10 protein-coding genes are annotated in these 12,789 nt (G+C 65.4%); 2 read left to right on the top strand and 8 right to left on the bottom strand.

Features of this window, described 5'->3' with window-relative positions; genetic code table 11:
• Window positions 1-250 precede the first annotated feature (250 nt).
• On the bottom strand, window positions 251-1,186 hold the full coding sequence (locus tag NSE01_RS10790; RefSeq protein WP_147159588.1) for an isoaspartyl peptidase/L-asparaginase family protein: 936 nt from the start codon (window positions 1,184-1,186) through the stop codon (window positions 251-253).
• A 47-nt stretch (window positions 1,187-1,233) separates the two neighbouring features.
• On the opposite strand from NSE01_RS10790, the gene NSE01_RS10785 reads away from it, so the two are divergent.
• Entirely contained in the window at window positions 1,234-1,701 is a 468-nt protein-coding gene (locus NSE01_RS10785; RefSeq protein WP_147159587.1) for a GNAT family N-acetyltransferase, read from the top strand.
• A 66-nt stretch (window positions 1,702-1,767) separates the two neighbouring features.
• Here NSE01_RS10785 and NSE01_RS10780 read toward each other — a convergent pair whose 3' ends face one another.
• The 7 genes from NSE01_RS10780 to NSE01_RS10750 form a co-directional block, all read right to left on the bottom strand.
• The gene (locus NSE01_RS10780; protein WP_147159586.1) at window positions 1,768-2,700 is read right to left on the bottom strand and encodes an electron transfer flavoprotein subunit alpha/FixB family protein; all 933 of its coding nucleotides are present in this window, start codon (window positions 2,698-2,700) and stop codon (window positions 1,768-1,770) included.
• Entirely contained in the window at window positions 2,700-3,446 is a 747-nt protein-coding gene (locus NSE01_RS10775; protein WP_147159585.1) for an electron transfer flavoprotein subunit beta/FixA family protein, read from the bottom strand. The genes NSE01_RS10780 and NSE01_RS10775 overlap by 1 nt, the downstream gene beginning before the upstream one ends.
• A gap of 111 nt (window positions 3,447-3,557) precedes the next feature.
• Window positions 3,558-5,579, bottom strand: coding sequence for an acetyl-CoA carboxylase biotin carboxylase subunit (locus tag NSE01_RS10770; RefSeq protein WP_147159584.1), 2,022 nt, complete (start codon window positions 5,577-5,579; stop codon window positions 3,558-3,560).
• Window positions 5,580-5,709: 130 nt separating this feature from the next.
• Window positions 5,710-7,854, bottom strand: a complete 2,145-nt coding sequence (gene scpA / locus NSE01_RS10765) for a methylmalonyl-CoA mutase (RefSeq protein ID WP_147159583.1) — start codon at window positions 7,852-7,854, stop codon at window positions 5,710-5,712.
• A 123-nt stretch (window positions 7,855-7,977) separates the two neighbouring features.
• Window positions 7,978-8,421, bottom strand: coding sequence for a methylmalonyl-CoA epimerase (gene mce, locus NSE01_RS10760; RefSeq protein ID WP_147159582.1), 444 nt, complete (start codon window positions 8,419-8,421; stop codon window positions 7,978-7,980).
• Window position 8,422: 1 nt separating this feature from the next.
• Window positions 8,423-9,601, bottom strand: coding sequence for an acetyl-CoA C-acyltransferase family protein (locus NSE01_RS10755; protein ID WP_147159581.1), 1,179 nt, complete (start codon window positions 9,599-9,601; stop codon window positions 8,423-8,425).
• Between the two features lie 25 nt (window positions 9,602-9,626).
• Window positions 9,627-11,153 (bottom strand): acyl-CoA carboxylase subunit beta, encoded by a 1,527-nt coding sequence (locus NSE01_RS10750; RefSeq protein ID WP_147159580.1) that lies wholly within the window; start codon window positions 11,151-11,153, stop codon window positions 9,627-9,629.
• A 188-nt stretch (window positions 11,154-11,341) separates the two neighbouring features.
• On the opposite strand from NSE01_RS10750, the gene NSE01_RS10745 reads away from it, so the two are divergent.
• Window positions 11,342-12,763 (top strand): helix-turn-helix domain-containing protein, encoded by a 1,422-nt coding sequence (locus NSE01_RS10745; protein ID WP_147159579.1) that lies wholly within the window; start codon window positions 11,342-11,344, stop codon window positions 12,761-12,763.
• The last annotated feature ends 26 nt before the right edge of the window (window positions 12,764-12,789 follow it).

Genomic DNA, 12,789 nt, shown 5'->3' with positions numbered 1-12,789 from the left:
TTCTCGATACCCTAGCGTCGCTCGCGGAGCATTTTGTTAGCCGATGTTTGCATCGCAGTCTAACGTCCGGAACTGGGCGTGAGCAGCCGTTAGATATTGCCGGGTCACCTCGTGCTTCCTTGCTTCGTCATTGCGAGCGTAGCGAAGCAATCCAGGGCGGTTCTGCGCGGCTCTGGATTGCTTCGCTACGCTCGCAATGACGAGTGGGGGAATTTGGGCGCTAACCGTCACCCGCCCTCGCCTACGCCGCCTAACTCTCGCCAAAAATCCCCACTTCGCGCAGGCCTTCGCTGTCTGCCCGGCCGCGAAACATCCCCGGCGTGGTGAAGGCAAATCCGGTCTCGCCGCCCGGCGTCGCATAGATCACGCCGCCAACGCCGCCCATGTCGCCGACTTCGGCGAGCACGGCTTCGGTGGCCGCCTGCGCCCCTTCGCCGCCAAGGCGCATCCGCGCGCAGATTTCGTGCGAGACTGCGGCGCGGATGAACTGCTCGCCCGAGCCGGTGCAGCTCACCGCCGCCGCGCGGTCATCGGCATAGGTCCCCGCGCCGATCAGCGGCGAATCCCCGATCCGGCCCCAGCGCTTGCCCGTCAGCCCGCCGGTCGAGGTTGCCGCCGCGACATGGCCTGCGGTATCCACCGCCACCGCGCCGACAGTGCCATACTTCAGCCCCGCATCGAACCAACCGAGCTTCTTCGCCTTGAGTTCCTGCAACTGCGCCCAGCGCGGCTCGGTTGCGAACCAGTCGGGATCGACCATTTCCACCCCCTGTTCGCGCGCAAATTCCTCAGCGCCCACGCCGCTCAGGAACACGTGCGGACTTTGCTCCATGACCGTACGCGCCAGATTCACCGGATTGCGCGTGTGCGTCACCCCGCAGACGGCTCCCGCCCCGCGCGTGGCCCCATCCATCACCGCCGCATCGAGTTCGTTCGTGCCGTGATAGGTGAACACCGCCCCGCGTCCGGCGTTGAAGTGTGGATCGTCCTCCAGTTCCTTCACCGCCGCGCAGACCGCATCCAGCGCAGAGCCGCCTGCTGCGAGCACGACCCGCCCAGCATCGAGCGCAACGACCAGCGCCGCTTCGTGCGCGGCAACGGCGGCCCCGTCCATCGTCTCGGGTGTCATCGATCCGGCCCCGCCATGGATGGCGATGGCCCAGCGGCTTTCACTTGTCTCGGTCATGCCGCTCGCGATAGCAGATCATTGCACCAAGACCAGTCGGAGCACCCATGACAGGCGGATTGACCATCACCGAGGACGATCTTTCCGGCGAGGACGTGCGCGCCCTGATCGCGCTGCATCTCTCCGGCATGCACGCCGAAAGCCCGGCCTGCAAAGTCCATGCCTTGCCGCTCGAAAAGCTGCGCCAGCCCGGCGTCACCTTCTTCACCGCCCACGTGGAGGGTGCACTCGCGGCGATCGGGGCCATCAAGCACCTCGATGATACCCATGGCGAACTCAAATCCATGCGCGCCGCCCCCGAATGGCGCGGCAAGGGCGCAGGCGAAGCCATGCTCCAGCACCTGCTCGGCGTGGCGCGCGGGCGCGGCTATGCGCGCGTGAGCCTCGAAACCGGCCGCACCGACGCTTTCGCCCCGGCAGTCGCGCTCTACCGCAAGTACGGTTTCGAAAACTGCGATGGCTTTGCCGACTATGTGGTCGATGACTTCAGCCAGTGTTTGACGCTTGAGCTTTAGGCGCAGCGCCCAAAACAAAAAGGCCCCGCCGAAGCAGGGCCTTTCCGTTGTCTGTAAAAGCCAAGCTCAGAGCTTGCCGGTCAGTTCCGGCACCAGCGTGAACAGATCGCCGACGAGGCCGATGTCCGCGACCTGGAAGATCGGGGCGTCTTCGTCCTTGTTGATGGCGATGATGGTCTTGGAATCCTTCATGCCAGCCAGATGCTGGATCGCGCCCGAGATGCCGACTGCGATGTAGACTTCCGGCGCCACGATCTTGCCGGTCTGGCCGACCTGGTAGTCGTTGGGCACATAGCCCGCGTCAACCGCAGCGCGCGAGGCGCCGATGCCGGCACCCAGCTTGTCCGCCAGCGGAGTGATCACGCTCTGGAAGGTTTCCGCATCCTTCAGCGCGCGGCCGCCCGAGACGATAATCTTGGCCGAGGTCAGTTCCGGACGCTCGCTCTTGGCGATTTCCGAACCCATGAACGCCGAAAGACCGGCATCGCCCGCACCGCCGACAGCTTCGACAGCCGCCGAACCGCCCGTGGCTTCCGCCTTGGCGAAGGCCGTACCGCGCACGGTGACGACGATCTTGGCATCGGTAGATTCGACCGTAGCGATCGCGTTGCCGGCGTAGATCGGACGGGTAAAGGTCTTGGGGCCTTCGACCGAAAGGATGTCCGAAACCTGCATCACGTCGAGCAGCGCGGCGACGCGCGGCGCGATGTTCTTGCCGGTGGTGGTGGCAGGCGCGACGAACGCGTCATAGTCAGCCATCAGGCCGGCGACGAGCGGCGCGACGTTTTCAGCCAGCGCATTGGCATAAGCCGCGTCATCGGCCTTGAGCACCTTGGCGACGCCGGCGATCTGCGCGGCGGCAGCCGCAGCGGCATCACAGCCCGAGCCCGCGACCAGCGCGGTCACTTCGCCCATCTGCGCGGCAGCGGTCACGACGGCGAGGGTAGCGTCCTTGACCGACGCGTTGTCGTGTTCGACCCAAACGAGTGTCTTGGACATCAGGCGACTCCCATTTCCTTGAGCTTGGCGACCAGCGCATCGACGTCAGGCACCTTGATGCCCGCGCTGCGCACCGGAGGTTCGGTGACCTTGAGGGTCTTGAGGCGCGCCGCGATATCGACGCCGTAGTCAGCCGGCGCCTTGGTCGCGAGCGGCTTGGACTTCGCCTTCATGATGTTGGGCAGCGAGGCGTAGCGCGGCTCGTTGAGGCGCAGGTCGGTGGTGACGATGGCGGGCAGCGCCAGCTTCACCGTTTCCAGACCGCCGTCGATCTCGCGCTTCACGACGATGCTGTCACCTTCCACGGCGACTTCGTTGGCGAAAGTGCCCTGCGGACGGCCCAGCAGCGCGGCGACCATCTGGCCGACCTGGTTGGCGTCGTCGTCGATCGCCTGCTTCCCGGTGATGATGAGGCCCGGCTGTTCCTCGTCGGCAATCGCCTTGACGATCTTGGCAACCGCCAGCGGCTCCACTTCGTCGTCGCTGACGACGAGGATCGCGCGGTCCGCACCCATGGCGAGCGCGGTGCGCAGCGTTTCCTGCGCCTTGGCCGGCCCGACCGAAACCGCCACGATCTCGGTGACCACGCCCTTTTCCTTCAGGCGAATGGCTTCCTCGACCGCGATTTCGTCGAAGGGGTTCATGCTCATCTTGACGTTGGCGAGGTCAACCCCCGTGCCATCCGCCTTCACGCGCGGCTTCACGTTGTAGTCGATCACCCGCTTCACGCAGACCAGGGCTTTCATCGTGTCAGGCCTTTCTCAAATCGATGGCGCGCGCATAAGTGGCGCTTACGTAAACGTCAACCTCACCCACTTGCCCATGCAGGAAAGTGAGCCCCTGCATCAGCCGGGCTTCTACTCCATTTCAAGGATGATCGCATCCACCGCAAGGCTTTCGCCCTGCGCCGCGTTCACCGCCTTCACCTTGCCCGCCTTTTCGGCGCGCAGGATGTTTTCCATCTTCATCGCCTCGACCACGGCGAGCGGCTGGCCCGCCTCCACCGTATCGCCCACGCCGACATGCAGCGCCACGAGCAGCCCGGGCATCGGGCAGACGAGGTACTTCGACATGTCGGGCGCGACCTTGGCGATCATGTGCTTCGTCAGCCCGGCGATTCGCGCCGGCAGCACGCGCACGTCGTGGCTCGCCCCGCGCGTCGTCAGCGTGAAGCCGGTGGCGCGCGCCTTGACCTTCACTGTCAGCGGCTTGCCGCCGACTTCGGCCATCACCACGCGGTCACCCGGCGTGTACTCAAGCGCGAGATCGATCTCGTCGCCATCGACGGTGATCGCCTCCTCATCGACCGAGACGGCAAAGTCCGTCTCGCCAATCCGCACTGCCCATTCGGACGGCGGATCGAGCGTTTCGCCGAGCTGCCCGCCCACCTGCCGCGCCCGGTCAGAGCGCGCGGTAGCAAGGAAGCCCGCCAGCGCCGCCAGCGACCGCTTGGTCTCGTCAGAGGTCGCTGCGCCGTGGAAGCCGTCCGGATATTCCTCGGCGATGAACCCGGTGGTCAGCTCGCCCGAACGGAAGCGCGGGTGCTGCATGATCGCCGAGACGAAATCGATGTTGTGGCCCAGCCCCTCGATCTCGAACGCATCGAGCGCCTCGATCTGCCGGTCCGCCGCCTCGTCGCGCGTCGCGCCCCAGGTCACCAGCTTGGCGATCATCGGATCGTAGAACATCGAGACTTCGCCGCCTTCATAGACGCCGTCGTCCACGCGCACGCCGCCGACACCGCGACGACCATTGGCCTCGCCGTCGTCGGTCCAGCCTTCCACCGGCGGATCATAGCGCACCAGACGGCCAGTCGAGGGCAGGAAGCCGCGATAAGGATCTTCAGCATAGACGCGATTCTCGATGGCCCAGCCGTCGATCCCGATGTCGTCCTGCGTGAAGGCCAGCTTCTCACCGGCAGCCACGCGGATCATCTGCTCGACAAGGTCGATGCCGGTGATCGCTTCGGTAACAGGGTGCTCCACCTGCAGGCGGGTGTTCATTTCGAGGAAGTAGAAGCTCTCGCCGCTCGGGTCCGCGCCCGAGACGATCAGTTCCACTGTACCCGCCGAATAATAGCCCACCGCGCGGCTGAGCGCGACGCACTGCTCGCCCATCGCCTTGCGCATCTTCGGCGTGACGAACGGCGAGGGCGCTTCCTCCACCACCTTCTGGTGGCGGCGCTGGATCGAGCATTCGCGCTCGTTGAGGTAGAGGATGTTGCCGTGCTGATCGCCGAGGATCTGGATCTCGATGTGGCGCGGGTTGAGGATGAACTTCTCGATAAACACGCGGTCATCGCCGAACGAGTTCAGCCCCTCGCGCTTCACCGCCTCGAAGCCCTCGCGGACGTCCTTCTCGGAGTAGGCCAGGCGCATGCCCTTACCGCCGCCGCCGGCCGAGGCCTTCATCATCACCGGATAGCCGATCTCGTCCGAGATGCGCACCGCGTGCTCGGTATCCTCGATCTCGCCCACAAAGCCGGGGACGACGTTGACGCCCGCAGCCTTGGCCAGCTTCTTCGATTCGATCTTGTCACCCATCGCGGCAATCGCGCCGACGGGCGGCCCGATGAACGCGATGCCCTTGGCCGCCAGCGCCTCGGCAAACGAGGTGCGCTCGGAAAGGAAGCCATAGCCAGGATGCACCGCCTCGGCGCCCGTCTGCTCGCACGCCGCGATGATCTTGTCCGCGATCAGGTAGGACTGCGCGGCCGGCGAAGGCCCGATATGCACCGCCTCGTCCGCCATCTTCACGAAGGGCGCGCGCGCATCGGCGTCCGAATAGACCGCCACGGTCTGGATACCCATCCGGCGCGCCGTCTTGATCACGCGGCATGCAATCTCGCCACGGTTGGCGATGAGGATTTTCTTGAACATCAACTGCTCCCCTCCCGCTTGCGGGAGGGGCCGGGGGTGGGCCTTCTTCCGCGAGCGATGGTAAAATTTGCACGGGTGGAATGCCCACCCCTAACCCCTCCCGCAGGCGCGAGGGGGACTAGAAAACGCCTTACTCCGCCGCCTGCAGTTCTTCGCCCGCGGGCGGCATGTTGTGGCCCAACAGACGGAGCATGTCCGCCGCGCATTCGACGACATTGGAGCCGGGGCCGTAGATGCCCTGCACCCCTGCCTCGCGCAGGAAGTCGTAGTCCTGCGGCGGGATCACCCCGCCCGCGACGACCTTGATGTCCGCGCGGCCAGAGGCCTTGAGGTGGCCGATCAGCTCGGGGATCAGCGTCTTGTGACCCGCCGCGAGCGAGCTTGCGCCCACCGCATCGACATTGGCCTCCAGCGCCAGCGCCGCCGCTTCGGACGGGATCTGGAACAGCGGACCGGAAGTCACTTCGAAGCCCATGTCGATGAACGCCGAAGCGATCACGTTCGCGCCCCGGTCGTGCCCGTCCTGGCCCATCTTGGCGACGAGCATCCGAGGCTTGCGGCCCAGACGGCGCTTCACGGCTTCGACGCCGTCCAGCACCTGCTGATAGCGGCTGTCGCCCGAATAGGCCGCGCCGTAGATGCCCTTCACCGGGGTCGGCACGGTGCCGTGGCGGCCGAACACGATTTCCATCGCATCCGAAATCTCGCCCAAGGTCGCGCGGTGGCGAGCGGCTTCCACCGCCAGCTCGAGCAGGTTGCCGCCGGTCTTCGCGCCCTCGGTCAGCGCGTTGAGCGCGGCGCGGCACTTCGTCTCGTCGCGCGTCTCGCGCACGCGCTTCAGCCGCGCGATCTGGCCTTCGCGCACCGCGTGGTTGTCGACCTCCAGCGTGTCGAGCTGGTCCTCGCTCGCCAGGCGGTACTTGTTGACGCCGACGATCACGTCCTCGCCGCGGTCCACCCGCGCCTGACGGGCCGCCGCCGCTTCCTCGATCATCGCCTTGGGCCAGCCCGCCGCCACGGCCTTGGCCATGCCGCCTTCGGCCTCGACGCGCTCGATGATGTCCCACGCCTTGTCGACCAGTTCCTGCGTCAGCGCCTCGACGTAGTACGAGCCGCCGAGCGGATCGACGACCTTGGTCATCCCCGTCTCTTCCTGCAGCACGATCTGCGTGTTGCGGGCGATCCGCGCGGAGAAGTCGGTCGGCAGCGCGATGGCTTCGTCGAGCGCATTGGTGTGGAGCGACTGCGTGCCACCCAGCATCGCGGCCATCGCCTCGATCGTAGTGCGGATCACGTTGTTGTAGGGGTCCTGCTCCTGCAAGCTCACGCCCGAGGTCTGGCAGTGCGTGCGCAGCATCTTGGAGCGCTCGTCCTGCGCGCCGAGCTTCGTCATCACGCGGTGCCACAGCACGCGCGCCGCGCGCAGCTTGGCCACTTCCATGAAGAAGTTCATGCCGATGGCGAAGAAGAACGAGAGGCGGCCGGCAAACTTGTCGATGTCCAGCCCGCTGGCCACGCCGTACTTCACGTATTCCATGCCATCGGCGATGGTGAACGCGAGTTCCTGCACCTGCGTCGCCCCGGCTTCCTGCATGTGATAGCCGGAAATCGAGATCGAGTTGAACTTCGGCATCTCGCGGCTGGTGTAGCCGAAGATGTCCGAGATGATCCGCATCGAAGGCTCGGGCGGGTAGATGTAGGTGTTGCGGACCATGAACTCCTTGAGGATGTCGTTCTGGATGGTCCCGTCGAGCTGCGCGCGGCTCACGCCCTGCTCCTCGCCCGCGACGATGAAGAACGCCATGATCGGGATCACCGCGCCGTTCATGGTCATCGAAACGGACATCTGATCGAGCGGAATCCCGTCGAAAAGAATCTTCATGTCCTCGACCGAATCGATGGCCACGCCCGCCTTGCCGACATCGCCCACCACGCGCGGGTGGTCGGAGTCATAACCACGGTGCGTCGCAAGGTCGAATGCGACCGACAGGCCTTTCTGCCCTGCCGCGAGGTTGCGGCGATAGAACGCGTTCGATTCCTCGGCGGTGGAGAAGCCCGCGTACTGCCGGATCGTCCAGGGACGGCCTGCATACATCGAGGCGCGCACGCCGCGCGTGAACGGCGCAAAGCCCGGCAGGCCCGGGTCCGCCGTCACATCGTCCGCCGTGTAGAGCGGCTTCACGGCAATCCCTTCCGGCGTCTGCCAGGTCAGGTCCTTGCCTTTGACTTCCTTCGAGGCGGCTACTTGCCAGTCCTGCAGCGTTTTTTCGCTCATCGGATCGTTCCTAAAAGATCGTCATGCTGAACTTGTTTCAGCATCCATTTCGCCACTCGAACCGCCGTGCCCGGTTGCACGATGGACCCTGAAACAAGTTCAGGGTGACGGTTCCCACAAACCTCAGTGGTGATCGCCCTTCGGCGTCTCCATGATCTCGGTCAGCACCCCGCCCATGTCCTTGGGGTGGACGAAGAAGATCAGCGTGCCGTGCGCGCCGATGCGCGGTTCGCCCAGCACGCGCTTGCCCAGTGCCTCGAACGCCGCCTTGGCCGCGTGAATATCGGGCACTTCATAGCACATGTGGTGCTGCCCCCCGGCGGGGTTCTTGGCGAGGAACGCGGCGATCCCGGCATTGCCCGGCAGCGGCTCGATCAGCTCGATCTGCGTGCCATTCAGCGCGCCATCGGCCCCCGGCGTATCGACGAAGCACACCTTCACCCCCTGCTCCGGCAGGTCGAACGGTTCGTGAATCTTCGTCGCACCCATCACGTCGCGCCAGAAGACAATGCTGTCCGCAATCGAAGGCGTCGCGACGCCGATGTGATTGAGCCGACCGAGCTTCATATCAGACCCTCTCGATGACCATGGCGATGCCCTGACCGCCGCCGATGCACATGGTGATGAGGCCGTACTGCCCGCCGGTGCGGTGAAGTTCGTAGGCCGTCTTGATCGTCAGGATCGCTCCCGTCGCGCCGATGGGATGGCCCAGTGAAATGCCCGAGCCGTTCGGATTGGTCTTGGCCGGATCGAAGCCCAGTTCCTTGGCGACGCCGCAGGCCTGCGCCGCGAACGCCTCGTTGCTCTCGATCACGTCGATCTGGTCGAGCGTCAGCCCCGCGCGCTTCAGCGCCACTGGCACGGCCTTGACCGGGCCAAGGCCCATCACGTTCGGCTCAACACCGGCATGGCCCCACGCCAAAATTTTCGCGAGCGGCTTCAGCCCATGCTCGGCCACCGCTTCGCCGCTCGCCAGCACGACCGCGCCCGCGCCGTCGTTGATGCCGCTGGCATTGCCGGCGGTGACGGTGCCATCCTTCTTGAACACCGGCTTGAGGCCCGCCATGCCCTCAAGGCTGGCATCGGCGCGGAAGTGCTCGTCGGTATCGAACACGGTCACGCCCTTGCGTGTCTTTACTTCGACCGGAACGATCTGCTCCTTGAAGTAGCCCGCCGCCGTCGCCGCTGCCGCGCGCTTGTGGCTTTCCACTGCCAGCGCGTCCTGTGTTTCGCGCGTGATCTGGTGGCGCTCGGCGATGTTCTCCGCCGTCACGCCCATGTGGATGTTCTCGAACGGATCGTGGAGCGCGCCGAGCATGGCGTCCATCATCACCTGATCGCCCATCTTCTGCCCGTTGCGCGCCGTCAGCACCATATGCGGCGCGTTCGACATGACCTCGCAGCCGCCGCCGATGGCGATCTGCTGCTCGCCCAGCGCAATGCCCTGCGCCGCCGAGACGATGGCCTGCAGGCCCGAACCGCACAGCCGGTTCACGTTCATCGCCGGGCTCTCGATCGGAACGCCAGCGTTCACCGCCGCAACGCGGCTGACATAGGCGTCCTTCGGCTGCGTTGGCACGACGGTGCCGATCACCACGTTCTCGACCTTGTCCGGCGTCAGACAAGCGCGGGCAATCGCTTCCTTGATCACGATGGTGCCCAGATCAGCCGGACGGAACGAGGCAAGGCTGCCGCCAAAGGTGCCGATGGCGGTCCGCGCGCCGGAAACGATGAAGATGTCAGTCATATCGAAATGTCCTTCAGGCCGCCGCTCAGAGCGGAATATTGTCATGCTTCTTCCACGGGTTCTCGAGCGCCTTGTTCCGCAGCTTGCGCAGCCCCAGCGCGATGCGCCGCCGCGTCGAGTGCGGGTGTATCACTTCGTCGATGAACCCCTTGCTTGCCGCCACGAACGGGTTGGCGAAGCGGTCCTCGTATTCCTTGGTCTTCTGCGCCTGCTCTTCGGTCGAAAGCCCGCGGAAGATGATCTCCACCGCGCCCTTCGCGCCCATCACCGCGATTTCGGCGGTCGGCCAGGCGTAGTTCAAGTCGCCGCGTAGGTGCTTGGAAGCCATCACGTCATAGGCGCCGCCATAGGCCTTGCGCGTGATCACGGTGATCTTGGGCACGGTCGCCTCGGCATAGGCGAACAGCAGCTTCGCGCCGTGCTTGATGATGCCGCCCAGTTCCTGCGCAGTGCCCGGCAGGAAGCCCGGCACGTCGACGAAAGTCACGATCGGAATCTCGAACGCATCGCAGAAGCGCACGAAGCGCGCGGCCTTCTTCGACGAATTGATGTCGAGCACGCCAGCCAGCACCATCGGCTGGTTGGCGACGACGCCTACCGTCTTGCCCTCGATCCGTCCGAACCCGCAGATGATGTTCGCGGCATGCTTGGGCTGGATCTCGAAGAACTCGCCCTCGTCGAGCGTCTTCGTGATCACCTCGTGCATGTCATAGGGCTGGTTGGCCGAAGCCGGGATGATCGTGTCGAGGCTGTATTCCAGCCGGTCCCATGCGTCAGACGTCGGCCGCTCAGGCACGCCCGAACGATTGGTCAGCGGCAGGTAATCGAAGAACTCGCGAGCCATGAGCAGCGTCTCGATGTCGTTCTCGCAGGCAAGGTCCGCCACCGAGGTCTTGGTCGAATGCGTCACCGCGCCGCCCAGTTCCTCCTGCGTCACGATCTCGTTGGTCACCGTCTTAACGACGTCCGGCCCGGTGACGAACATGTAGGAGCTGTCCTTCACCATGAAGATGAAGTCGGTCATCGCCGGCGAATAGACCGCTCCGCCGGCGCAGGGGCCCATGATCAGCGAAAGCTGCGGCACCACGCCCGAAGCCAGCACGTTGCGCTGGAAGATCTCGGCATAACCGCCAAGGCTGGCCACACCCTCCTGAATGCGCGCGCCGCCGCTGTCGTTAATCCCGATGACCGGCGCGCCGACTTTCAGCGCGGTGTCCATGATCTTGCAGATCTTCATCGCGTGGCGTTCGGAAACCGCGCCGCCGAACACGGTGAAGTCCTGGCTGAACACATAGACCAGACGGCCATTGATCGTGCCCGAACCGGTCACCACGCCGTCACCCGGCACGGTCTGCTCGGGCATGCCGAAGTCGACGCAATTGTGTTCGACGTAGGCGTCGATTTCCTCGAAGCTGCCCTCATCAAGCAGGATATCGAGCCGCTCGCGCGCGGTGAGCTTGCCCTTGGCGTGCTGGGCGTCGATGCGGCGCTGGCCGCCCCCCATGCGAGCCGCCTCGCGGCGCTTTTCCATCTCGGCAATATTGGCAGACATCAGTGCACAGCCCCGGTTGCTAGGGATCAAGGCTGAGGCGGATGCCGCATTGCAGCGCGGCTGTCCAATGCAATTCAGCAAAGTTGCAAAGTCATACTTTGCAAACTAGACTTGCGTCTGTTCCCATACTCCAACTCCCACCCGCTCATGCTGAGCGGGTGGGGGAGTGGTCAAAGAGAAGAAGCCGTATGTCCAACCGCCGGATCTTTGCAGGGCAGGCCCTGCGCACATTGCGCCAGCGCCGCGGCCTGCGTCAGGCGCAAATGGCGAGCGCCCTCGGCATCAGCGCACCCTATCTCTCACAGCTTGAAACTGACGAGCGCCACCTCACGCCTTCGCTGGCCGATGCCCTGCGCGCCGCCTTCCCCATCGACTGGGCCGATCTCGCCCCCGCCGAAGCCGATACCCTCGCGGAATCGTTGCGCGAGGCGCTCGCTGATCCGCAGCTCCCCGGCACCATGCCCGCCGAACAAGTGGAGCGCCTCGCGCGCCAATTTCCCGCCTTTGCAGAGAGCTTCGTCGCACTGCATGGCCTGTTCGCCAAGGGCCGCCAGCGCCTTGAAATGCTCGATGAAGCCATCGGCTCAGACCTCGGCGGCTCCGAGATTGCTGGCGGCCGCCTGCCGTGGGAGGAAGTGCGCGACTGGTTCCACCTCGCCAACAATTATGTCGACCGCATCGACCGCGATGCCGAGACGCTCGCCCACCAGATCGCCGGAGACGAAGCCAGCCCGCGCATCCGCACCATGCAGCAATGGCTGCGCCGCGAGGGCGTCACCATCGAATGGGCGAGCGGCGTGGCCTTGCGCCGCTTCGATGCACAGCGCCGCCACCTCCAACTCGATTCCGCCCAGCCCAACGAATCGAGCCGCTTCCAGCTCGCCTATCAGGTCGCCGCACTCGCGCTCTCGGACCAGATCGCCGAAATCGTCGCCTCGGCCCCGCTGCAGACCGAAGCCGCGCGCCACCTGCTCACCGTCGGCCTCGGCAACTACGCGGCAGGTGCGCTGCTCATGCCCTACGAGCGCTTCCGCAGCGCTGCGCGTCAGCTGCGCCACGATATCGACCGGTTGCGCCAGCTTTTCCACGTCAGCTTCGAACAGTGCTGCCACCGCCTTTCCACGCTGCAACGCCCGCAGGCGCGCGGCATCCCGGTGTTCTTCGCGCGGGTCGATATGGCGGGCAACATCACCAAGCGCCACTCCGCCACGCGCCTGCAGTTCGGCCGCTTTGGTGGCGCCTGCCCGCTATGGATTGTCCACGAAGCCGTTGCGATCCCGGACCGCATCCACGTCCAGCTCGCCGAAATGCCCGATGGCATCCGCTACGTCTCGATCGCCAAGGGCCTCGTGAAACCCAGCGGTAGCTACTACCGCCAGCCCCGCCGCTATGCCGTCGTACTCGGCTGCGAAGCCGCGCTGGCGGACGAGTTCGTCTACGCCGACGGCCTCAACCTGACCAACGAGGACGCGGTCACCCGCATCGGCATCTCCTGCCGCATCTGCCCCCGCGACACCTGCGACCAGCGCGCCTTCCCCCCCAGCGACAAGGCCATCGCCGTCGACCCCAGCCAGCGCGATCTCGTCCCCTACCGGATTGTCGAAGGGTAGCGCCAAGCCGGTGCCAGTTCGCATCG

Source organism: Novosphingobium sediminis, from assembly GCF_007991615.1.
Lineage (GTDB): Bacteria > Pseudomonadota > Alphaproteobacteria > Sphingomonadales > Sphingomonadaceae > Novosphingobium > Novosphingobium sediminis.
The sequence above is the reverse complement of the archived record's forward strand: the minus strand, read 5'-3'. Positions and strand labels throughout refer to the sequence as shown.

Bases quoted from the DNA above. Each gene is read 5' to 3' on its own strand.
- NSE01_RS10790 (WP_147159588.1), bottom strand. From the start codon at position 1,186: ATGACCGAGACAAGTGAAAGCCGCTGGGCCATCGCCATCCATGGCGGG.
- NSE01_RS10785 (WP_147159587.1), top strand. From the start codon at position 1,234: ATGACAGGCGGATTGACCATCACCGAGGACGATCTTTCCGGCGAGGAC.
- NSE01_RS10780 (WP_147159586.1), bottom strand. From the start codon at position 2,700: ATGTCCAAGACACTCGTTTGGGTCGAACACGACAACGCGTCGGTCAAG.
- NSE01_RS10775 (WP_147159585.1), bottom strand. From the start codon at position 3,446: ATGAAAGCCCTGGTCTGCGTGAAGCGGGTGATCGACTACAACGTGAAG.
- NSE01_RS10770 (WP_147159584.1), bottom strand. From the start codon at position 5,579: ATGTTCAAGAAAATCCTCATCGCCAACCGTGGCGAGATTGCATGCCGC.
- scpA (WP_147159583.1), bottom strand. From the start codon at position 7,854: ATGAGCGAAAAAACGCTGCAGGACTGGCAAGTAGCCGCCTCGAAGGAA.
- mce (WP_147159582.1), bottom strand. From the start codon at position 8,421: ATGAAGCTCGGTCGGCTCAATCACATCGGCGTCGCGACGCCTTCGATT.
- NSE01_RS10755 (WP_147159581.1), bottom strand. From the start codon at position 9,601: ATGACTGACATCTTCATCGTTTCCGGCGCGCGGACCGCCATCGGCACC.
- NSE01_RS10750 (WP_147159580.1), bottom strand. From the start codon at position 11,153: ATGTCTGCCAATATTGCCGAGATGGAAAAGCGCCGCGAGGCGGCTCGC.
- NSE01_RS10745 (WP_147159579.1), top strand. From the start codon at position 11,342: ATGTCCAACCGCCGGATCTTTGCAGGGCAGGCCCTGCGCACATTGCGC.